The sequence below is a fragment of the Azohydromonas aeria genome (assembly GCF_009760915.1).
Classification (GTDB): Bacteria; Pseudomonadota; Gammaproteobacteria; order Burkholderiales; family Burkholderiaceae_C; genus Azohydromonas; species Azohydromonas aeria.
Map to the genome: position 1 here is coordinate 31,692 of NZ_VIDQ01000036.1, position 21,287 is coordinate 52,978.

At 66.1% G+C, this 21,287-nt stretch carries 21 protein-coding genes and 1 pseudogene; 12 read left to right on the forward strand and 10 right to left on the reverse strand.

Features of this window, described 5'->3' with window-relative positions:
- The first annotated feature begins 301 nt into the window (after positions 1-301).
- The 3 genes from FJ694_RS20105 to FJ694_RS20115 are packed head-to-tail and all read left to right on the forward strand — an operon-like array spanning position 302 to position 1,588.
- Complete coding sequence (locus FJ694_RS20105; RefSeq protein ID WP_157269110.1) at positions 302-895, forward strand: JAB domain-containing protein; 594 nt, start codon at positions 302-304, stop codon at positions 893-895.
- Complete coding sequence (locus tag FJ694_RS20110; RefSeq protein WP_157269111.1) at positions 892-1,086, forward strand: hypothetical protein; 195 nt, start codon at positions 892-894, stop codon at positions 1,084-1,086. Before FJ694_RS20105 ends, FJ694_RS20110 begins: the two co-directional genes overlap by 4 nt.
- A gap of 43 nt (positions 1,087-1,129) precedes the next feature.
- Positions 1,130-1,588 carry a hypothetical protein gene (locus tag FJ694_RS20115; protein ID WP_157269112.1) on the forward strand — a complete coding sequence of 153 codons (459 nt, stop codon included), beginning with the start codon at positions 1,130-1,132 and terminating at the stop codon, positions 1,586-1,588.
- Between the two features lie 337 nt (positions 1,589-1,925).
- On the opposite strand, the gene FJ694_RS20120 is transcribed toward FJ694_RS20115, so the two are convergent.
- Positions 1,926-2,675, reverse strand: a complete 750-nt coding sequence (locus FJ694_RS20120; RefSeq protein WP_157269113.1) for a hypothetical protein — start codon at positions 2,673-2,675, stop codon at positions 1,926-1,928.
- Between the two features lie 591 nt (positions 2,676-3,266).
- On the opposite strand from FJ694_RS20120, the gene FJ694_RS20125 reads away from it, so the two are divergent.
- The 5 genes and pseudogenes from FJ694_RS20125 (at position 3,267) to FJ694_RS37180 (ending at position 5,550) form a co-directional block, all read left to right on the forward strand.
- The gene (locus FJ694_RS20125; protein ID WP_157269114.1) at positions 3,267-3,641 is read left to right on the forward strand and encodes an antitoxin Xre/MbcA/ParS toxin-binding domain-containing protein; all 375 of its coding nucleotides are present in this window, start codon (positions 3,267-3,269) and stop codon (positions 3,639-3,641) included.
- Positions 3,638-4,171: an RES family NAD+ phosphorylase gene (locus FJ694_RS20130; protein WP_157269115.1), complete on the forward strand. Its 534-nt coding sequence runs from the start codon at positions 3,638-3,640 to the stop codon at positions 4,169-4,171. The genes FJ694_RS20125 and FJ694_RS20130 overlap by 4 nt, the downstream gene beginning before the upstream one ends.
- Before the next feature lie 405 nt (positions 4,172-4,576).
- Complete coding sequence (locus FJ694_RS20135; RefSeq protein WP_157269116.1) at positions 4,577-5,008, forward strand: nucleotidyltransferase family protein; 432 nt, start codon at positions 4,577-4,579, stop codon at positions 5,006-5,008.
- Between the two features lie 12 nt (positions 5,009-5,020).
- A pseudogene (locus tag FJ694_RS37980) lies at positions 5,021-5,269 on the forward strand (class I SAM-dependent methyltransferase); the annotation flags it as partial.
- 14 nt (positions 5,270-5,283) lie between these two features.
- Positions 5,284-5,550 carry a hypothetical protein gene (locus FJ694_RS37180; RefSeq protein ID WP_232540141.1) on the forward strand — a complete coding sequence of 89 codons (267 nt, stop codon included), beginning with the start codon at positions 5,284-5,286 and terminating at the stop codon, positions 5,548-5,550.
- A gap of 208 nt (positions 5,551-5,758) precedes the next feature.
- On the opposite strand, the gene FJ694_RS20145 is transcribed toward FJ694_RS37180, so the two are convergent.
- The 7 genes from FJ694_RS20145 to FJ694_RS20175 form a co-directional block, all read right to left on the reverse strand.
- Positions 5,759-8,347 carry an AcrVA2 family anti-CRISPR protein gene (locus FJ694_RS20145; protein ID WP_157269118.1) on the reverse strand — a complete coding sequence of 863 codons (2,589 nt, stop codon included), beginning with the start codon at positions 8,345-8,347 and terminating at the stop codon, positions 5,759-5,761.
- 704 nt (positions 8,348-9,051) lie between these two features.
- A complete protein-coding gene (locus FJ694_RS20150; protein WP_232540142.1) occupies positions 9,052-9,537 on the reverse strand; it encodes an HNH endonuclease in 486 nt (161 codons plus the stop codon).
- A gap of 33 nt (positions 9,538-9,570) precedes the next feature.
- A complete protein-coding gene (locus FJ694_RS20155) occupies positions 9,571-10,368 on the reverse strand; it encodes a hypothetical protein (protein WP_157269119.1) in 798 nt (265 codons plus the stop codon).
- 104 nt (positions 10,369-10,472) lie between these two features.
- Complete coding sequence (locus FJ694_RS20160; protein WP_157269120.1) at positions 10,473-11,729, reverse strand: DUF1173 family protein; 1,257 nt, start codon at positions 11,727-11,729, stop codon at positions 10,473-10,475.
- A 27-nt stretch (positions 11,730-11,756) separates the two neighbouring features.
- On the reverse strand, positions 11,757-12,635 hold the full coding sequence (locus FJ694_RS20165; RefSeq protein ID WP_157269121.1) for a site-specific integrase: 879 nt from the start codon (positions 12,633-12,635) through the stop codon (positions 11,757-11,759).
- A gap of 299 nt (positions 12,636-12,934) precedes the next feature.
- A complete protein-coding gene (locus tag FJ694_RS20170; RefSeq protein WP_157269122.1) occupies positions 12,935-13,873 on the reverse strand; it encodes a hypothetical protein in 939 nt (312 codons plus the stop codon).
- A gap of 736 nt (positions 13,874-14,609) precedes the next feature.
- Positions 14,610-14,927: a hypothetical protein gene (locus FJ694_RS20175; protein ID WP_157269123.1), complete on the reverse strand. Its 318-nt coding sequence runs from the start codon at positions 14,925-14,927 to the stop codon at positions 14,610-14,612.
- A gap of 1,572 nt (positions 14,928-16,499) precedes the next feature.
- On the opposite strand from FJ694_RS20175, the gene FJ694_RS20180 reads away from it, so the two are divergent.
- The 3 genes from FJ694_RS20180 to FJ694_RS20190 all read left to right on the forward strand — a co-directional run bounded on the left by FJ694_RS20180 (position 16,500) and on the right by FJ694_RS20190 (position 18,930).
- A complete protein-coding gene (locus FJ694_RS20180; RefSeq protein WP_157269124.1) occupies positions 16,500-16,886 on the forward strand; it encodes an HU family DNA-binding protein in 387 nt (128 codons plus the stop codon).
- 590 nt (positions 16,887-17,476) lie between these two features.
- Positions 17,477-17,701: a hypothetical protein gene (locus tag FJ694_RS20185; RefSeq protein ID WP_157269125.1), complete on the forward strand. Its 225-nt coding sequence runs from the start codon at positions 17,477-17,479 to the stop codon at positions 17,699-17,701.
- 278 nt (positions 17,702-17,979) lie between these two features.
- Entirely contained in the window at positions 17,980-18,930 is a 951-nt protein-coding gene (locus FJ694_RS20190; protein WP_157269126.1) for a DUF6685 family protein, read from the forward strand.
- A 188-nt stretch (positions 18,931-19,118) separates the two neighbouring features.
- On the opposite strand, the gene FJ694_RS20195 is transcribed toward FJ694_RS20190, so the two are convergent.
- Both FJ694_RS20195 and FJ694_RS20200 read right to left on the reverse strand, forming a co-directional pair.
- Positions 19,119-19,382: an SWIB/MDM2 domain-containing protein gene (locus FJ694_RS20195; RefSeq protein WP_157269127.1), complete on the reverse strand. Its 264-nt coding sequence runs from the start codon at positions 19,380-19,382 to the stop codon at positions 19,119-19,121.
- A gap of 215 nt (positions 19,383-19,597) precedes the next feature.
- Positions 19,598-20,338, reverse strand: a complete 741-nt coding sequence (locus FJ694_RS20200; protein ID WP_157269128.1) for an endonuclease/exonuclease/phosphatase family protein — start codon at positions 20,336-20,338, stop codon at positions 19,598-19,600.
- A gap of 454 nt (positions 20,339-20,792) precedes the next feature.
- On the opposite strand from FJ694_RS20200, the gene FJ694_RS20205 reads away from it, so the two are divergent.
- A complete protein-coding gene (locus tag FJ694_RS20205; RefSeq protein WP_157269129.1) occupies positions 20,793-21,092 on the forward strand; it encodes a helix-turn-helix domain-containing protein in 300 nt (99 codons plus the stop codon).
- The last annotated feature ends 195 nt before the right edge of the window (positions 21,093-21,287 follow it).

The following is a 21,287-nucleotide window of genomic DNA, read 5'->3' on the forward strand; positions in this document are numbered from 1 at the left end:
CCAGATTGATGCAATCGGCATCTGTCGCACGATGACTTGCTGGCGTTCGCGCAAGTGAGCATGCGACACGGCGTTGACATGGCTTGCACCTCGATGGGCGGGTGCTCATACTTGGCCGGCTGATCGATCCGTCTGGGTCGAGCCTCCTCAAGAGGCGGCATCCGCGGTGTCGAAGCCGCGGCGTAGCGGTCGTTACCCGCCCTTAAGTCCGCAGGTGCCTCGCTGGCATCTGCATGTCCCACCGGGGAGCACTCTCCCCGGCCAGGGCATGGGTGTTCCTCCTTGTCATTGGAGGATTCCCATGTCCCACATGGACCTTTGCCGGCTCAGTGCCGAGCAATTGGAAGCGCTCGTGCTCGACCCTCCCGGACCGAGTTGCGAGTTGAAGGGCTCGGACCCGGGCCTGCTCACGCTGTTGCCCGGCGGCGACGCCGAGCACAGATGCCGGCTGCGGCACGTGCTTTGCGCGGCGCACGAACTGCTGGTGCGCGTGGCGCATCAAAGCGTTGTCGGACGCCAGCTTCTCGACGAGCCAGCGCGCGTCAGGGCGTTCCTGCGGGTGCACTTCACCGGAGCGGACCGGCAGACGCTGCTGGTCGTCTTCCTCGACTCGCGCATGCGAGTCATCGCGGCGGAAAACATGTTTGCCGGCTCGACCGATCAGCTGATCGTCCACGCGCGGGAGGTCGTAAAGCGTGGCTTGCAGCTGGGGTGTGCCGCGGTATTCACCGCGCACAACCGGCCTGGAAGCGACGACGCCACGCCTGCTGTCGGCGAGGTGCAGGGCATCCACCAAGTCAGGGCCGCCCTGGCGTGCGTGGACGTTCAGGTGCTGGAGCATTACGTGGTCGCCGGGATGGACGTGGTCTCGGCCATCGAGCCGGCACTGCGATGAGCACGGTGGTCAGCGCGTCGGACGACTGGGTGCCGGCTTGCGGCGGTACGGAAACGCCGTTCACGACGCGCACCGGACGCGTGCTTCTCTACATGTGGAATCGCACGACCGGGGAGCACGCATACTACGACGTCGCGCAGGACATCTTCCTCACCAGCGAGGAAGCCTGTGCGGCGCTCGACATGTGTTGAGAGGCGCCGGCTTCGGCCGCCGCATCGACCAAGGAGACACCAAATGCTCCGATACTTTGAGCATCTCGGCGTCGGCCCTGCGCCGGCCCTGGAAGAGTGTGCGCAGGTCGGCGAGCCCGGCTACCAGGTGCGGTCGGCGCTGGAGTGCCGCGTGTACCGGCGCATGCTACGGCGACTGCACCCCGTGCCCGATGGCGTGGCTGCGGTGTTCGTGCTGAGGAAGCTTTCTCACGAATTGGGCTGCTACCGCGAACTGGCGATCACGTATGCCTGCCCGGAGGCGCTCGACTTTGCGCTGGCGGTGGAGCGTGATGCGCCGCTGGAGTGGGACGGTGTCGCCCTGTATGAGCTTGCGTGGTTCCGACGGCGCCACGAGTTGCGCCGGGCGGTATGGGAAGGACGCCTTGAGCGTGAAGCAATGCCACGGCAGTACACGGGAATCAAACCGCCCGAGCTCGATGCCGCAGCGCTGGACGCGCTTCTGATGCCGCGTCTACCGTGACGGCAGATGCCTGCGTTTTGGCCATACCATCCCGGTGGTTGCGGCGCCATGACGACAGGCACCGTAGCGCGCAGACTTGTGCTTGTTGACTCCGGTGAGGCGGGCGCTGTCAAAACGACAGATGCCCGCCTCGCTCTCAGCGACGCGATTTTCAGGTACCCAGCCGGGGTCCGGACCGAATAACAGATATGTGCCCGTTGCAGTCTGTCGCAGTCAAGAAAAGCAGACGTTCAACGTTGTAGTTATCTTTCATCAGTGAGTGTGATGAGTCGTACCCTACAGTCGTTGCCTGACCGGTCACCCGCAACGCCGTCATTGCAGGAGGGTGGTCCCATTACTAGTCTCGTGCAAGCATCTCGCTGTACCACGCGTCCATGCCTTTTTCCATCCCGTCGTCGCCGCTGCCTCGCCAATAAAAACCGGAGTCTTCTCTGCCCGCGCGCTTCGCCCTGGCTGCTGCTGCTTTTTGTTCTACGGTGCGTCGATCTTTTTTGCCCACTGAAACAAAGAAGCGATCGTAGTTGCCTTCATTGCGCTCAAACGCCTCGGCAAACCGGATGGCTCCTTCGTACAAATTAAACGTTGTGTGGGCTAGAAAATGCTGCACAAATCTGCCTTCAGCTGTAGCAACTGACGCTTGGCTGAGGGCAGGAGGAAGGGCTTGCAAGTCGGGGAGCACCTGAAAGTCGACGCCATGTTTGCGGACTAATATTCGAGCGGTCTGAATCTCGTTGTTGAAAGCGAGGACCATGCGGTACGTCGTGACCAGCGAATGGTATGGCGTCCATCCGCGCTCGCGTAATCGCGCAATAAGCATCTCTCCTGAGACTATGCCGACAGAGCGCGGAGTCCCCGGAGCGAATTGAACTCCGCGACTTGTTATTTCGCCTTCGCCTACCTTGCAAACTACTCTGGCCTTGCAGTCCCAGTCTAGATACTTGACGGCTGAAACTCTACCTATTTCAAACCGGTCGCCGAACAATTCGACAATTACGGCATCTTCGGGCTTGATGTCTGTTCGGAAGCAACGAACCGGATATTCTTTGGACGTACCGGGAAGGCGGACAAAGGCGACGATATAGCTCATTTTGCGATGAATTTCGGATACCAATTAATTTCCGACGGAATCGCTAGCAAATCCGAAGCTTCGGCGTGCCTTGGTGCAAAGTCCTGCAAAGGCTCTCGTGCGTACGACTAGTTCCGGCGCAAGCTGTCTGTGGATAGAGTTGCCGGGAATGTCGGGAACCAGCCTTGACCAGGAGCTTACCGCATTCCGACCAAGGTCCGTTCCTGGCCGCTCTGCGTCGTTCATTGCGAAAAATGACGCGCCGTCCTTGGCGACCGGAGAACTGGAGCAACTGAAACCCGGCGGCGCGCCGCTGCTCGCCGAGTCCTTCAGCCGTCCGTGGCAGCGCCTGCTGCGCACGACGGGATAGGCAAAGCATGCAGGCGCGGCGCCATCACGGAGGTGTTCTCAGCTCGCTGGGACGCCGCGGCGTTGTACTCCGATCCAGCCGCCACTGAAGGCGCGCCAAGGTTCATCTACTGAGGAAGCCGCGTAGCGGCTTGGGAGTCAGGACACGCTGACAAACAAGACGCAGGCCGCTGATTCGCCGTGCACGCCAAAGGCGTTTTGGGTGCAAAATGAGTGCAAATAGTCTGCACAAGGTGATCCATCATGTCTGCCGCCGTGTTGCAACAGCCCTTTGTCGAGCGCTTCCGCGAGCCCAACACCCCGTACCTGTCTCCGGCGCGGGTGGGTGACTTCTTCGGTTTTCGCGTCCAGGAACTGGCTGAGCGGGCACACGTACACCGCAATACCCCGACCTCACGTCCCCAGGCGCCCCAGTTGCAGAAGTACCTGCAGGACATGATCCGCGCGCTGGCGGTGGCCACGGAGATGACGGGCGACGCCGAGCGGGCCGTTTTCCTGCTGCGCAACGAACCGCTGCGAGCCTTTGGCTACAAGACTGCCGACACGCTCGTGCAGGAAGGTCGGGTCGAGGACGTCATCGCGTACCTGGAATCGCTCGCGGGCGGTGCTGCCGGATGATCCTGGCACCGCTCAACCCCGATGAGCCGCTTGCCTGCTACCGCGTCATCTCGCCGGCCTATGCGGGCGTGCCGCTGTCCGGGATGGGGGCGGAACTGCGCGGTGGTCGGTTCAACCGGCCAAGCCAAGAGGCGCTGTACCTGTCGATGGACGAGGTGACCGCCCTGGCCGAGTACAAGCAGGACAACCCCTGGTTGCCGCCGGGCACGATCTGCACCTTCATTGTCCAGGGATTGCGCATGGCCGACCTGGGGGCTGGGTTCGACCCCGAGCGCTGGCCGCGACTTTGGGCAGACTTCGCCGTGGACTGGTGTGCCGAACGGTTCGGCAAGTCCATCGAGCCGCCCACTTGGTACATGGATGATGACGTGGTGGGAGCCGGACTGGACGGCATCGTGTTTCCCTCGCAAGCGCGGCCGGGTGGCACCAATCTCGTGGTCTACGGCAGCTCCATCCGGCCGGCATCGCAACTGCGCGTCTACTACCCGGCCGGCGTGCTGAGCCGGATCACCACCTCGCCAGGCGGCTGAGTTGAACAGCTGGCCAGAGAAGACGCACCCTGTCCGAGCCCAGCCAGCACGCCCAGCAGGTTGCTACCGCTGAATGTCACGCGGCACCCAGACGCGCTCCTGGGCCGGCCTGCGCACTGCGGGCCCGGCAACTGCGTGCGCCAGCCGCCGCTCTCGCCATGGCTGCAGTGTCTGAAGCGCCGGTCGGCGTAAGACGGCCGGGCCGATGAGGCTGAAAGTAGACGAAGAAGGACCAAGCGGGAAGGAGAGCTGGACGTCATGGCATTCCGCAGTGCATCGCATCAGACGCCCGGGCAACCTGGGCGGACTGTAGCCGGCGAGGGTGAAGCCCGCACCGTTACGGCCCGTGATGAAGCATGGTCGGCATTTGATTCCTTCCCGGCTTTCAGGCCGGGGAGGAATCAAATGCAAGCGCTACCTGCCGTACCGAGCTCCGATCCCGCGCTGGATAAGCGCTGGAAGGCGCTGGCCTTGGTCGCGCATCGGCTGTACGGCGCCGGCGCGACGCGGGTGTGGCTGTTCGGATCCCTCACGCGCGGCGAAGCCTGCGACACGCGTTCGGGCCTCAACGTCGCTATCGACGGCATCGACGAGGAGACGCTGGCCGGCCTGCGCAGCGAGCTGCAGGCCCAGATGCGCTGCAAGATCGACCTGGTGGCCATGAGCGACGCCATCCCCAAGCTGCGCAACGGTATCCTGGCCTGCCGCGTGTTCCTCGCGCGCGAGGCCTGCCAGCCCGCCGTGCTGGCGCGCCTGCTGCCGCAGGTGCGCCGCGACGACGTGCCGCGGTCCCTCACTGTCATGCGCGACGCCGCCGTGCTGGACGTCATCGCCTAGAAGCGGCCGCGCTCGGTGCTGGACCTCGGCTGTGGCAGCGGCCAGCTACTGGAGCGGCTCGCCGCCTGCGACACCGTGGAGCTGCTGACCGGCGTGGACATATCCGACGAGGAGCTGGCAGTGGCGCGGCAGCGCATGGCGCGCGTCGAGCGTGCCAGCCGGAACTTGCGCGTCGCACTGCACTGTGCCTCCTGCAGCAACCCGGACCCGCACTTCCTTGGCTGCGACGCGGTGGTCGCGACCGAGCTGATCGAGCACCTGAACGAGCGGCGCCTTTGGTTTTCGGGCGCACGCTCTTCGGCTTCCTGCGACCGCCGCTGGTCGTGCTCACCACGCCGAACGCCGAATACAACGCGCGCTGGGACCCGATGGAGCTGCGCCGTCCCGACCACCGCTTCGAATGGTCGCGCGCCGGATTCCGCGCCTGGATCGCCATGCAAGACAGCGCGCAGGCATGCCGCGCCGCGATCGTTGATGTCGGTGCGCCGGAACCGGGCTTGGGCGCGGCGACACAGATGGCTGTGCTGCGGCGCACCGCCTGACTCGCCGCTCGGCATCTGCGCGACGCCACCCCAGGAGCGGCATTCAGTTCAGGGCCGTTTGCAGCCGAAAGTGACTCCTGGGCTTGCCGAGCAGAAGTATGGACGCTGGCCGATCTGAGCGGGCTATGACTTCACGCAACCGCCAGGCCGTGTCGCGCCGCCGTGCGGACCGGTGCCAGCCTCGTCGGTTGCTTCCATGGCAGTGGTCTCAGCGCACGTCGTAGCTGCGTACGGGGACATCCGTGCTCAACTGGTGGCCGGCGACAAGGCTGGGCCGGATCCAGGTTTGCCTGCGCTCACGTCGCCCAGGACCAAAAGGCTGCATCCTGAAATGCCCCCTGCGCCAGTGCACCGCCATCTTGCGGCCCGGCGTTCCTGGGTGCCCCGCCGCCATGTCGGAAGGCTCGTCGTCAAAGTGCTCCGGCCCCACCCGGATGCGATGCAGCAGGCCGGGCTGCTCCTTGGACGTGTGCACCGCGCTCTTCGACCGCAGCACCGGGTTCTCGCCGCGACCGGCGTTGGCAGAGTAATGCTTGGCTTCCCGCGTCAGCCGTGCGTCCTTCAGGCCCATGTACAGCATGACCAGCACGATGTGCTTCAACGCTGCGGCCAATGCGGCCTGGTCGATATCGTCCATCCGCTCGCCAGTGTTCCGGCCCGATGTTTGCGGATGCGCATGGCGTCGGGCCATTTCAAGGAGCAGCGAGCCCAGTGACGCGTCAGGACTCAAGCCCTCCCACCGGTAGGCGATGAAGCCGCGCACGGACCGGTAGCCCACCGTGTCGGTCGTGCTGCTCCCTGCGCGGGTCGTCGGGTATCGCGTCGCGGTCTGGCGCAGCAGGTCAAGTCCGACAGCGACCTGCATGCCGGCCTCGGTCTCGCGGGTCCAAACGTAGGCCCCGGACAACCGAGCTCCCAACGTCTTGGTTCCAGGACTCGATGGGTCACCGGGTTGCTGTACGAGCGCGATGGGCGTTGCGTAGTGAAGGTAGCTCAAGGGCGCCGGCCCGCGCAGTGTCCAGGCCGGCACGTCGTCGCTGACGTCCGTCTGCAGCAAGCGATCCTGCAAGGCAGGCCGCACTTCGACGAGTGCGTGCTGGGCCGAATCCAGGGCAAACGCCACGCACCAGAGAAACTCGGGCTGCGTCAACGCTTGCGCCAGCGAAGACGAAAGCAGTTCGGCGAGCGCCATGGCGTCCTGCGGTGCCAATTGCGCCAGGGCCTGCCCGAGCGCATGGTCGTTGCTCAGGGTCACCGGTGAGGCAGATGACAGCAGTGTCGACAACAGCGCCCTGCCTCGTGACGAGAGAGCCTCCCGTGTCCAGGTCGCCATGCCGCGGCTCAGCGCGATGGCCGGTGTTGCTTCGCCGGCCGAACGTGCGCCCCCGTAGAAATGCTCTGGCTGAACCTTGTGCCAGGCGTCCACGTCTTCCACGAGCAACGCCCCTTGCGTCCCGAAATACGCCTGCGCGCGACTGCAGGGCACGGCTTGAGCGGGATCGGGGCCGGCTTCTGCACCCGCCAGGGCGTTGACGGCCGCGGCCTGTCCCGTCCTCACCATTGCAGCGAGGCTGGCAGGGGGAGCTGCCATGAGCTCGGGCTCGAGCTGTTGTGCACACACCCAAAGTCCGACAGTGCCAGGAAGCTCCTTCGCCCACTGCCGCAGCCAATCCAGCTCTTGTGCGCCAAGATCCAGCCCAAGCTCCCGTTCACCCAGGGCACGCGGCAGCGTCGGTGCAGCCAGGAATTGCGGCCGGGACGGCACCGGAAAAAGTGGCTCCTGCGATGCTTCGGCATCAGGCTGGTGCTGCGTGGCCATACCCCCCGTTGGCGCACGAAGGATCGGCTTTTCAAAGCTGGCGTGCCGCAAGGCCGACCGTGCCGGCATGTGGTCTGCAACCAACGGGTCTTCCAAGCGCCAGGCAACCAGCCGCGTTCGCTTGTGCGGTCGACGATCAGCCACGAACAGCAGCGGTGCATGGTGTCGAGATCTGCCGCGTGGCGGTCCCCACAGCTCATTGAGGGCACTGTGCAGTTGCTGCCGCCGCCAGGCTGCGTAGGGCTCGAGCGGGTTCGACAGCTCGATGCCTTGCAGCAGTTCGTCGCGCATGGCTGCCAGACGCAGCGGGTCTCCCGGCGCAAGGGATGCAGGCGCTGCAGCCATGAACCGTTCGACCTCCTGCTTCCACAAGGATTCCAGGTGAGTCTTGACCGACGCGCCGAAGTGCTCAACCACCTCGGGTTTCAGGCGTGCCTTGAAGACCTCGCCAGGGGCTGGCGCTATCACCCAAAGAGTTTGCACCGAGGCAACGCCGTGGTCGGCGCAAGCGCAGACCCGGGGGTCGGGATGGACGCCGTTGGCCTGCAGGACCTGCGCATAGCATTCGTCAAGCGTCACCAGCATCTGCAACCGGTCGTGCAGGAACATGGTCTGCAATTCCAGGCTCAGCAGCTGGTCGCCTCCTTGTGCCACCAGGCTGATGCCGTACCGCAGGGCCGTCATGCGCCAAGCCTGGAACAACTTGTTCCAATGACCGGCCTGCAGCCCGCTCACGGTCTGCAGCCGAAGCTGGAACCCGAACCCCAGGCCGAAACGGCTTTCGTCCCGCATGGGGCCTATGCACAGTTCTCTGAGCAAGGTGGGTTCGAGCTTGTCCGCACGACTGGAGTGCTGCACGAAGTGCCCTGCCTCTGCCAGGCGCTGGCACTTGATGAGGTCGAGCCATGCTTGGAAGGCCGCATTTTCCTTGCCTGCAAGCACAGCTGCGGCCCAGGTCTGGACGAGAGGGTTGCTCATGTAGATATCCCGCGGCGATACTTCGTGCGGCAGCGCGACATTTTCTCCGCGGCGCGCCGTTGATGCCCGTATTCCTCTATCGGGCAATCGGAACGCCTGTCCATGCTTCACTGGTTGTACAGTTGTGCGAGCGCGTTCCCGCGTCGTCTCCAGTGCCACTGATCGCGGCTCGTTGAGGCCGACCGTGGGGACCCCACCACAGCAGTCCACGGGGCACAGCCTGGCGACCTGGGCCTGCTGCACATCCTGTGTGGTCCGCCCCGCAGCCAGGCTCGCACTGGTCAGCGCGGCGAAGCGGCCGGCTCAAACCGCATGTCACGCAGCCATGAAATCGGTTGCCTTTGCATCGACGCTCGGGTTTTTCCCCGCGCTTGCTGTCACCGGACCACATCACAGGCGGCCTTGGAGAAGCGGTCCGTGATCGCACTGGAATGCTTTGACAGCTTGCGCGGCCGGGCGTTGTTTCTAGAGTCACGCTTGTACAGAGTTCGCAATGCGCGGGCTGTCATGGCGACCGATCAACGCGTCGCCGCCTGGGTTTCAGGGACTGCTTCACGGTGCTCCATGGTGTGCACAAGCCGGCTCCAGCGGCTCGCACAACACGCCACGGTGCGCGGCAGGCACGGGCTCCTCGGTTCGCGGTGCCTGGTGCGCGGCTTACACGGCAGCCTGTGCTGGGTGACCCGCCTGCATCAGGGCTTCGGTCAGCACGCCATGTCCCGGTGCTGCTGCGAGGCACTTGCTTGAAGCGGCCGGTTCGTGACCCGGCTATTCACGCACAACCTGGCGAGATCGCGGTGATGCCACCGCCCCAGTGCCAGGCGCCGCTGCACCAGGGCTCGGTACTGATCCAGCGTCAAGAGACGCTTGCGAGCATGTCGCCGCCGATTGCACAGCTCGCACGCGGCCACGATGTTGTCCGCGGTGTCCTGCCCGCCGTCCACGCGGGCCACCAGGTGTTCGGCGGTGCATCGCAGGGGCCCCGCGCGACGGCGGCCCAGTCCATGGACGTGGAGCTCGCCCGCCGTGTGCAGCCACATGGGGGCGCCGCAGTAGTAGCAGCGCCCGTCTTGAAGCCTGAACGCGGCCTCGCGCAGCCGCTGGATGGTGCTGGTGTTGGGCATGTCGGTACCCTCGCGCTGGATGTTGAAGCTGGTCGTTTCGTGCACCGGACGCGACACGGTTTGCACGGCGTGCGGCCGGTCGATGCGTTGGCGACCGGGTCAGGGTGCCCCGTCGGCTGCGGCGCTTTCCGCAGCGGCTTCTTCCGCCCGGTACTGGGCCAGCGTGCTGAGCCTGGAGGTGAGGCGTCCGCAGCGCGGGCAGCGCGGGGCAGCATGGAGGGGCGCCCAGAACGCGGTACCGCCCTCCCGCCTGCAGGGCCGGGAGCGGCAGGTCACGCGCTTGAGATGAGGCGGCGCAGGCAGCCGCTCCAGCCCGAGCGCCAGGCGCGCCTCTTCAGGGGCCTGCTCGCAGTCCAGCACCTCGGGGTGGGCCCGCAGCAGCGCCCGCACCGCCTCGGCGCTGACTTGCGTCGCGCGCCCTCCTCGCCGATCCCGCGGGCGCTCCTGGGCCTGCAGCCACCCGCGCCGGATGAAGTCGCGCCAGTCGCGGGGATCCACGCCGGTGAGCCTGCGCAGCGCACCCAGCGTGAACCACCGTTCATCCGCATCGGTGAGCGGCATCCGCAGCCGGCTGTAGTGCTGCCGGATCGCACCTGCTGGGCGCCCGAGTGCGACCGACAGCTCGGCATCCGACAGGCTGCGCCAGTGCTCCAGCAGCCAGGCGTTCTCGCTTTGAGTCCACCGGCGCCGGGGAATGGCCGGGCGGTAGCCGCCACGCTGGGCCGCGCGCGTGATGTGCCGCCGCTTCAGGCCCGGCTTGCGCTCGAGCCATTGCGCCAGCAGCGTGTCGATGCGCTGCGGCGAGCCATCGTATGCACGGGCGATCTGCTGGCATTCGTCTTTCGAGAAAACCGGGGAGAGCGCGGCGCGGGACGCGCGGCGTTTGCTGGCATTCATCGCGGCCTCCGGGCTGTGGGTTCCGCGACATGCTTGATCGGGTTACTTCATCGTCAAGGGCGAGGCATGGCTCCCTGCCCGGCTGCCTCATCGCAGGCTATCGGTCACGGCATCGCGCCGGTCATGATGGGCGGCTTCGCGGTGACGGGAGCGTGGCGAGCCGGTGGCAGTTCCGGCATCGCCTCCTGCGTGCGCCAGATCCACGCGGCATCGCCCCTGTCGCGGACCGCCCTTTCCTGCAGGGCGCGCGCCTTGGTGTCGGCAAAGGCGCTGAGCACGTACATCGGCATCGGCGCCTCGGCGCAGTCGAGCAGCAGTGCCGAGGGAATGCCGGCCGACGACCGGCTGTCATAGCGCAGCGGCTTGATGAACGAGCGCCCCTGCACGACGAGCGCCTCGAGCAGCGCCAACTCGTGGAGATCGTCCAGCGGAACCCACTGGTCCGTGACCATCATCATCGACAGGGCGTCGACCTGGTAAACGAACGCCTGCCTGGCATAGACGAGGGCGATCATGAGGATGCGCGGCTTGTGCTCCACGTCGGCTTCGCAGGCCCGCAGCAGGGCACCGTAGGCGCGCTCCGTCTTGGCCCAGGCTTTGTTCTCGATGAACAGGGGACTGTCGGGCATGTGCTTGATGACCAGGCGGCGGCCCTGGTGCGTGGGCTCCGAGCCGTTGTACTGGCCGATGAGCAGTCCCATCCTGAAGGAATGGGAGTCCTCGGGCGATGTCAGCGCCGCAAGCCGGCTTCGCCTGCGCTGCGCGATCTCGTCGCGCAGCTCCACCCGGAACGGCTCGGGCACGAACAGCCTCTCGTCGAGCGGCGCGCCCTTGAGCAGCACGCCGCGAGAGGACTCCTGCAGGTACTTGTGGATCGTGCCCCAGCTTCTCCTGCCGGCCATCGCGGGATACCAGCGGTTGAACCCGGCGCGTTCGTAGAGGAAATGCAGCAAGGCACGCAGGCTCATCGCCTGGCGCGTGGCCACGACCTGGCGGACGTCCTCGCCGGCGCCGGCGCGCGGCAGGCAGGTGCCAGCCCGCCGAGTGATCGCGAAATCGGTGCGGATCTCCACCTGGTCGGGCGCGTGCTCGATGATGGCCTCGCCCTGGAGCTCGCCCAGGCCGGACATCGCCGCCTCGGGCTCGAAGGACGGGCAGCCCGGGTGGTGGCTCCCGCCCGTCTCTGGCATGCGCTTGACGACGTAGAGGCCGTGGTGGGCGACGTACATCGGCACACCCCCGGGCACGCACAGGCACCGCGGCCTCTCCGACGAGCCGTGGAGGGCGGCCAGGGCCGCCTGCAGGGCGGGGTCGCCGGCGGCGTAGTGCCGGCCGCGGATGACGAATTCCTGCTGCTCCATGTCGGCTCCCATGCGGCCCCTGCCGCTTCAGGCCAGTGCTGCCACGGCCCGGCCGAGCTCCACCGCCTCGCGCGGTCCCACGAGGCGCCGGAGGCCAGCGGCGCTGGCCAGGCCCAGCAGCTGCGCGGCTTCGGCGGGCGACGTGCCCATGCCCACCAGGCGCCTGGCCACCATGCGACGGACTTCCTGTGTCGTCAGCCCCGGCCAGCCTGCGCGCTCGAAGATGGCGTGGAACGTGGCGCACATCAGCCGACAGGTGGTGCGTGCGTCGGCGCAGGCGCGGCGGCGCAGTTCGAAGCGGTGGCCGTCTTCCGTGAGGAACAACGGGCTCGACGGGTCGAGGCCGCGGTAGGCGCCCGCACTGCCTCCGAGACCATGGCGGCGCTGCAGGCGCTGGCGCAGGTAGTCGTCCAGGGCGTCGCAGGCCCGCTGCGAGACAAAGAGCAGCGGCCGGGGCCGCGCGTTGACGCTGGCCTCGGGACGCAGCGTCGAATGGCGGCGAATGCTGCCGTCGGCCTGCAGGTAGTCGCCGACTGCCAGGCGCGCCAGCTCCAGCGGTTTCAGGCCCGTGGTGAAGAGGACGTAGAGCAGCGCCACGTCCCGGGCGCCAGTCCTGCTCAGCTCCTTCAGCCGTTGCGCTCCCTCGGCGATCTGGTGCGCGTCGGGCTCCCAGCGTCGGCGCTGGTGCCGCGCAGCGGGCTCGAAGGTCGCGAGGGCCTGCAGGACCGGCTCGCGGCACTGGCGCAGTCCGTGCGGCGTGCCGACGGACTGCCGATCGACGCTGCCGGGTCCGCTTTGGGCGACGGCTTGCCGAACCAGGGCCCGGACCTGCCTGCCGGCCGTCGAGCGGCTCAGGCCGTGGAGCCTGCCCGCGGCGCTGAAGCTCGCGCCGTCGAGTACCGCCATGAGCATGTCCCGGGCTCGCTCAACCGTCTGCTGTTTCATCGCCACCGTGCGCTCGAAGCATTGCAGTGCCTGGAGTCTGGCGCGGCATGCGGGACGAAGCCAGGAGAAATCACGCCGTTTTGGGCCGACTTGGGGCCAGGTCCCGGGACGTGCGGTGCGAACCGGATCTGGCGTCTGGCTGGCAGGAGGTGTCGGCGCTGACTCGTCATCGGGGCGCCGTCCCGTTCGTGCTGCACGGCCTGCACCGATGGAAGGCCCGCGCTCGCGGCGGGCCTTCCTACGTCGGTTGCCTGGGCAACTTACTCAGCGGTTTTCGTGCGGAGTTCCAGGACAGCGCGTGGCAGCCGATGCGACAGCGCCACCAGTTCCCTGATGTCGCGCGCCTCGGCACGCAGGCGCTTGGCGGTTTCGAAGTTGTCCCAGCAGGCCTCCGTGCTGGCCAGGTCGTCCTTGTCGCAGGCCTGCTGCAGCAGCCTGGGCCACAGTTCCCTGGCCACCGGCTGCAGCCAGCCCCGGTCGGTCCATTTCTGCAGCACCTGTGCGTGCTGGTCCAGCAGCATCAGTCCGTCCGAGGTGAAGGTGCCGTCGCCGATGTGGTCCTTGGCGTTTTCCACGGCCTGCACTTCGGCAAGCAGCTTCTGGGCGCTTTGCATCGCCTCCGGCAGGGCGAGGCCTTTGTCGAGAGCCGCTTCGAGCGTGGCAGCCAGTCGCTCAAGCCGCTCGCTCCCCGAGTCATCCGCCCGCACCATGGCGTCGAAGGCGCGGTCGCGCGCCACCTCGACGGCGTCCCGGTCCTCGTCTGTCCAGTAGGTCGCCAGTCCCGGATGCTCGTCGTACTCGTTGCGGGCCACGCAGCCGCGGATGCGGATCTCCTTGACCAGCAGCGGCCCGGTGTCGTCGGGCGCGACTTGCGGCAGGTTCGTGCCCCACAGGCTCCGCTGCCCCCGGTGAAACGCGGCCTGCAGGTCTTCCTCGTCCTGGAAGAACGCGGGCAACGCCTCGAACGGATGGGTCTGCCCCAGTTCCTGGCTGCGCAGGCAGGCCTCCTGGGCCATCACCTCGGCCTGGGCGGCGAGCATGGGGCGCAGCACGCGCGCCATGGCTGCCAGGCAGCGGATCCGCAGCGCAGCCGCGGTCACGTCGAGGCCATCCACGCCAGCCCCCAGCGTCCTGTACACGTACGCCATGCACCGGTCTTCCTGATCGAAGCCCAGGGCCGTCAGTTCGAAGTTGGTCATGAGGGTTTCCTTTGGCGGGGTGGCAGCAGGAAACGGCGCGCCCCGGCATGGGAAGCGACGTTCCCGTGCCGGGTTGAAATGAAGGCAGCGCGCGAAGGAGCGCGCCGCACGAGCAAAGGCAACGAGGCCCCGAGCCGGAGCTGCAGGGCCGCGTCGCGCGCGTGGGACTTGCGTCCGCGTCTTGACAGCCGGATGGTCCGGTGTCGGCATGCCGCCTCGCAGGAAGCGGCGGTCTTGCCGGCTGCGAAGGCAACCGGCTGGACATCACGAGGATGTCCCTTCAAGGGCGGGTAACGACCGCTACGCCGCGATGCTGGTGAGGCACCGCAGACCTTGGGGCACGCCGTGAGAGCGGCACAGCCAAGGGCCTGAGTCGGCACGAATGCCAACGAGAAGCGGGATCAGTCTGCCACCATCGACCCGGCAGCGGCAAGCCCCCCAACTGGCAGCAGCCCGCGCTGCGCACGGCAGGGCAGGTGCTGCCGGAAGAACTGCTGGCACACCAAAAATCACAACATACGGGAACCAAAACACCCCCCCCTCCACCCTCCCGAGAGCCGCCCGTACATTCAAGGAAACATGAGAAGCGCAACAGGCAACGGGGATCGGGGATCGGGCCGGCATTTGGGGAGTGGCGCGGAGACGGGGTGCTTAGGGAGGCAGTCTACGCGTATGTTGTTCGATGGGTCGGTCGAATTGGACAGGCCCGCGCAAGGACCGCGAGTACCGCTGCGCCTTACCGGCCAACGGCCGAAAGTGTCTTGCAGAACTGCATGAGCACGTCCTGCTGGTTCAGCACCATCCCGCCCGTGGTCCCGAACGCCAGCGCCAGTGACACGCGCGAGCCCGCGCCTTCCTCGGCCACCACGATGTTGTAAGGAACGCGCGCCGTGGAGCCCGCAACGCCCTGCGTCGTCGAGATCACGCCGTTGGCGTTGTCTGCACTCGCGATGACGTAGCCGTCCTGCGCCACCGAGGCCTGGGCGCGCGCGAACGCCTCTTCACGCTCCACGCTCCACGCTCCACGCTCCACGCTCCACGCTCCACGCTCCACGCTCCACGCTCCACGCTCCAGAAATCCTGCCAGGTCCTGAAGGTCATGCCCGTGGCAGGCGTCCCTTCCGCCGTGTAGTTCTCAACGCAGGGTTGCGCCTGCGGCGTCATTGATGCGGCCAGCAGCACTGCCGCAGTCCAGGCCGTCCGTCCATGGGTTCCCACTTGCAATCTCCTTCTCTTTCAACAGCGCCGTCCTGACGTTGCGGTTCGCGCAGCGCGCCAGGACACGCTGCTCAGAGCAAGGAAGAGCCTTGGGCCTGCCGCCTCAGCGCTCCCGGGCCGATGACCCCGATGGGGATGAAGTCGGGATAGCGGCTTTGCCCCGGATGGCTTCGTCCTGCACAGGTGACCTGGTGTGTCGTCTGGGCGGGTGCCGTATCCACCGCCTGGTACCGCAGGCAGCATTGCCGGCTGGGACAACCGATGCCAAAACAGGTCCAGACACCTCCTGGGTCGATGACGTGCTCGGCGCTCGGGCCATGACTCCAGTCCAATCGAAGTGCGGCACCCATCTCGGCCTCGATACAGCTTGGCCCCACGATACGCTGCATTGCGCGCTCATGAGGAGGAAAACGCATCAGCCGCGGCACACCAGATTTGTCAAAACGAACCGGGTGTTCAGCGGCCACCATCCCTGCCCTTCCTCAGCGCACCATAGGTGCTGTTTGAACGACTTCAAGCTCGGCAGCGTATGAGCCGGAACGTGGGCCGTCCACGAAAAATCCTGCCCGAAATCGTCAAGTTCAGCGTTCATCCAGGTTCCAGCTCGACGCACGACGTCATGCTGTGACTTGAAGGACGCTGTTCAAGTGCATGCACCGGCTGGCCTGCCGTCACCGCCCTTCGAGCGACATTTCGCAAGGCGACTGCTGCTCCCTCTGCTGAAAAAGGGCCAGCGTGCAGCGCGGTCGCACGCGAGGCAGCAAGTGGCGCAGCAGCTGCATGCTTCGGGCCTGGCCCAAGCTGCCGTCAGTCGTGAGACGAGCGGCAGTCACACCGCGCGGCCAAGTTGCCTGCCGCCACTGCCCGTGTCGGCTTGGGACGCGATCCCGGCCAGACGTCCCGCACGAAGGGCCGCCATGCCCATGGCCAGAAAGCCAGCCAGCATCGAGCCCACAGTGCAAGGGCCGGCGCCATCTCGGCTGCGATGATCGGCGGCGAGCTCTCAGCTTCAGGCCCTGCCATGCCGGAGGCAGCCGTCAACGAGCCTTTCGACAGTGGCACGACATCTGCGTGCAGTTGCACCAGCGCCAGCCGCACTTTCAGGGTTCTCGGGTGTTGGTCCATCGGGCTTCTTCGTCTGCAGTCCACCCCTGGTGTGGACCAGGCAGGATGGCTATTGCGGGGGATGGGCCTGGCATTGTGATCGAAGCGCCGCGCTCATCCTGCGCAGCCATGGGTGACGCCTTACCGGGCTGTGCCAGCCATGGCAGCTGCCATCCGTCCAAAAGGCCGGGACACCCACACCGTCGTCGCGTCGTAGCGCTTCAGGCAAAAGGTGCCGCTGGACGCGATGAAAGCCGCCGTGGTCCTGCGACAATCAAGAACTCCCTCCACGGACGATGCACACATGAACCGCAACGACCTCGCTGCGCTGCTTGCTGAAAATCACGAGCTTTCCAAGGCCGCGGCCGGCCGGATGCTCGACACCGTATTCGACGCCTTGTGCGCTGAGCTCAAGAAGGGCAACCCGGTGTCCCTGGCAGGCTTCGGCAGCTTCAAGCTGACCCAGCGCGCCGCGCGCACGGGCCGCAACCCAGCCACCGGCGACAAGATCAAGATCGCAGCGCGCAAGCTGGTGAAGTTCACGCCGGCCTCCGCACTGGCCGGCCTGGTCGATCCCAAGTTCGCCAAGGCCCGTGCCGAGAAGGCAGCGGCCAAGCGGGCCTCGAAGGCGCCTGCCAAGAAGGCATCGGCAAAGGCCCCGGTCAAGAAGGCGGCTGCGAAGAAGGCCTGACGGCATCGAGACGGCACCGCGACAGGTTGCGCATACCGATACCGCGCTGCCGCCTCCTCAATGAAAAAGCCCTGCACTGCAGGGCATTTTCATTGTCGCGGGCTAGGCGTTTTCAGCCCGGTCCGCCAGTCGCTCCTCACCCGCATGCAGGAGCGCTGCCGTGCAGGACACTTCGGTCCGCAGGCTTGCCCACCAACCCCATCATCTCCAACGTCGATGGCTCCGGTGCACATGGACCGGTCCTGCCACTCATATACACGACACACAGGCTCACCATGTGATGCCGATCTTTGGATGTGACAGCGCCGCAACATGAAGTGCATGCTCGCGCCTTCGCATGGCAAAGTGCCGGCCATGTCGTTGATGCCCGATCAACAACCTCCATGGTTGCCTCGGAAGTTCCAGGCACGGCTGGTGTGCCGACATGGTGCACCGGGCGTTCAACTGCGTGACTTGCCGAGAAGATGGAAGGACTCTTGCACCGCCGGCCTGGTGGCTGGGGTCGAGCGAGCCGTCACTGACATCAAGGCTCCAGAGCCGGACATGGCCTGTACAGCCTGGAGAAATTCGAGTCCACGGCGAACCTGGCCATGGGCAAGGGCGATGACGCGACGCTGGGCGTCATCGGCCTGTCGCAGCAGACAGGGGTGAACCGTGACGGCATTGCGCCCATGCCGATGCCTGCCATCACGGCGTGGAGCCGGGCACAGGCCGTGAGCGTCGCGACCGGCATCGACCTGGACTTGGCAGGCATGCCGCGAAAGTTGAATGCACCCTTTGGACCCGTGCGATCGGGACATCGGGGAGCCTGCTGACAAGGCGCGCTGCGCTGGGCAGATTCGGAGCGGCGCACCTGCGCCGAAGTTGCTGAGCCGGCCATGCCACCCCGGGCGCATGCGCGCGGTTGCCCGCGGCGCGTGCGTGGAACTTGCTTGCCGCTGGTTCGGCGAGACGCCCGCCATGCGCGACCTTGCCGCAGTCCAGTGATTGGAGTGGGTGGCAACGTTTTGGGCGAAGGAGGCAGGCGCGACCTACCAGCCACCACAGGCTGGAAGCTGCAGGAGTACGGGTTCGTCTTTTTGGAGGACGGTCGATGCTGAAGAAGGGGCTGACATTGGTCACCGGCCTGGTGCGCGAGCGCCTTGGCACGCCACCAGGCTTGCGCCAATTTCTGGACAGGAACGCCGATAAGCTGCTGGTGGACATGCTTGATCCCCAGCCGGGCGACACCACGGCCGAAGGCGTGCCGCGATGGCATGAGTGGGGACAGCCCGCGCACAGCGACGGCATCATGTTCACGGCCGGCGAACTGCTGGGATGGAAGACACACCGGAACTTTGGCTATCGCAGCTACCGCGTCGTCCGACCTGAGCTTGCAGGGTTTGGCAGTTGCCTGCGGATCCCACTCCGGTGCAACGAGGCACAGGATACTGCTCCCATCCGGGGCGTCCGCACCCCCATGGAGCCGTTCAGTTCGCTCATGGAGCGGCCACGGCCTTCCCCGCCCCGGTTGGTGGACGGTGTAGGCCACACAGGGCAGGCCCGCTTGCCGCATCGACACCAAGTCCGGCCCCTTCACCGGCAGCGCTCCAACGAACACCTGGTGTGGTATCTATGGGATGGCCGTGCCTTCGTGATCGGCGACGATGCGTCGTGCGACTTGGCGGCCGTCCATCGTGCCGCGGAGCGTCCTGGTCGACGGGTCGAGCTGGACCCGGAGCTGCACGTGTTCTCCATCGAACCGCAGGCAGTGAGCAGCCTGCGCCGTGACTTCGAGCTTTTCGCCGTGTCTGCGCGCGACGTGTTCGCCAGCGTCGGCTTCCATGATGCCCTGCGCAAGTCGCGCACGCCCTACCTGAGCAAACGCATGCCACGACCCCACCGCGACATGGAAGTCATCTTCCTGCCCCGCGTCAACCGGCGCTCGATGGCGCTGGCGGCCGAGATGCGGGCAGCCGGCTATCCCGACGTGGGCAGGCATCTGTCCACGCTGATACTGCGCCAGCACATGAACGCCGCTCGCCAGGAGGCCCGGGCCGCGTAGGCCGCTGCCCGTCATGCGGGGGTGGCGCGATACGCGGGCTTGCATCAAGCGCCGCCATCCAGTTGGCGCCACCCCGGCCGTCCGACATCGAGGGCGCAACCTGACCTTGTGCGAGGTACATACGAAAAAGCCCCGCGCTGCAGGGCTTTTCGCTAGTCTGGTCCTTGAGAAGCTCGATGGATCCCGCTTCACGCCAGGTGCTTGCCCACCAACCCCGTCATCTCGAACATCGTCACCTCGTCCTTGCCCATGACGGCCTTCAGGGCGTCATCGCACAGGATGTTGCGCTTGTTGGCCGGGTTCTGCAGGTTGTGCTGCTTGATGTAGTCCCACAGGCGCTTGGTGACCTCGGTACGGGGCAGCGGCTCGGCGCCCACGACGGATGCCAGCTGGGGGCTGGGCTTCAACGTCTTCATGAATGCGCTGTTCTTCTGGGTCTGGGCTTCGGCCATGAAAATCCTTTTGCGATTGGAATGGCCCAGCATAACGCGTTCACGGCGCCCCACCTGTTGCGAAGCGGTCGATCGCGACTGGCATGGGCAGCATGTGCAGGAACGGGCATGGTGAGGCGCATCTGGTGTCACAGGCATTGCTGCCACTTCGGCTGCGCACGCAACTCGCCAGGTGCCATGCGGCACGCCAGCCGCTGCGTGCAGCGGCCTCAGGCTCACGGCCAGGCCAGCTCGACCAGGATGCCTTCCCGGTCGCTCAGGCGATGCCCATTAACGAGGCTGGGCACGGCTGCGAGCCGGCTGGCGAGCCCGTCCTCTTCGGTGACTGCCATATGGTCCATGCCGCTAAGCGGTCCCTGGGGTGCCAAAGACCCGCGCCGTTCATCGGTGGTCAGGCATTTCATGCCGGCATCGGCCAGTCCCTGCAGGATGCTGCGCCTCGGGTCCACCGAGCCATAGCGCGCTGATGCCTCCAGGCTGGCATTGAAGTCACCGGCCACGCACAGCAGGTGGTCACGGAACTCCTGGCGCAGTCGCAGCCATTCGGCACACTGCCGCTGCACGGCGGCCTGGTGCCGCTGCCAGGCCAATGCCTGGCGCTGCAGGGCACCGCCCTGTGCATGCGTCATCACGGTGCCGTACAGCAGCAGCGGCCTCTCCAGCCCAGGCGGCTGCAGTCGCACCGCAACCGTGGACGCAGCATCCTGCGTGGCCACGGCATCCAGCGCATGCCTGGACCAGACGATGACTCGGTGCTCGCCGAGTTGATGGAACTCGGCTCCGGGCGTGGACTTGCAAGCATGTCCGTCGGGCGGCAAGTTGGCGTCATGCGCTTCCGTCAGGACCCACAGGTCCGCATCGAGCTGCCGCAGGACTTCCAGTTGTCTGGGAATACGGGTGCGGTGGAATGCGCCGGAGCGCCCCAGGTTCCAGATGCCGATCCGCAATGACTTCAATGATGTTTCTCCCCTGAATCTTCGTAGGCCATGGTGATGCTTGAGCAGCACCCTTAGAGGCCGCTTCGGGCGGCATCACAGCAATCCCTGAACTCCACACGGACAACGTCGCGGCCCATTGGCGCTCGTGTTGCCGTGGCGTGCCGGGACATCGATGCCCGTACGCCAACGTTCGCGACATTGCTTCACGGAGTCCACAGCGGCCTGGCCTGTCATGACCTGGCGAACCGGCTACCGGAGAACCCGCCCGGGAACGCACCACACGGTGCGCCGAGCTTATCGCCACAGCACAACGGGATTTGTTCACCCTGATGGCCTTCCAGTGGAGTAGATCCACCATGACACGCAGGTCGTCGTTCAGGGTGCTTCTCCTCACAGGGGGGCAAATGCTAAAATATAATTTATCTACATCGCGCAATATTTTCAATTACAGCTTATGCCACGCGCTCCAAAGATGACCCGCGAACTGCCGCCCATCATCAGCAGCACGCTCGCTACCCTGGGCGCCAACCTGCGCCTGGCGCGCGAACGCCGTGGCATCACGATCCGGGAGCTCGCCGAGCAGCTCAATGCCTCGGTGCCCACGATCATCAACCTGGAGCGGGGCGAGGCCACGGTGTCCATGGCCATCTATGCCGCGGCATTGCATTTCTATGAGCGGCTGGAATGGCTGCCCGATCTCATGGATCCCCAGTTCGACCGGGAAGCGCTGCGCATCGAGCTCGCCGGCATCCGGCCCAGGAGCCGTCGGTAGGGTTTGCACGCTCGGACCACACGTCACGAGCGATGCCGCCGCGCAAGAGAATCGTTGATGGCTCTCGACATCGGCACGGCATGCGGTTGGGTTCTCACCTAGACGGGCATCCATCGGCACCGCCCGCTGTGCCCCGATCCGTTGCCTTCGGCTGCCGCTTGCAGTCATCTTTTGTCTGGGGCAGCGACGCGACGT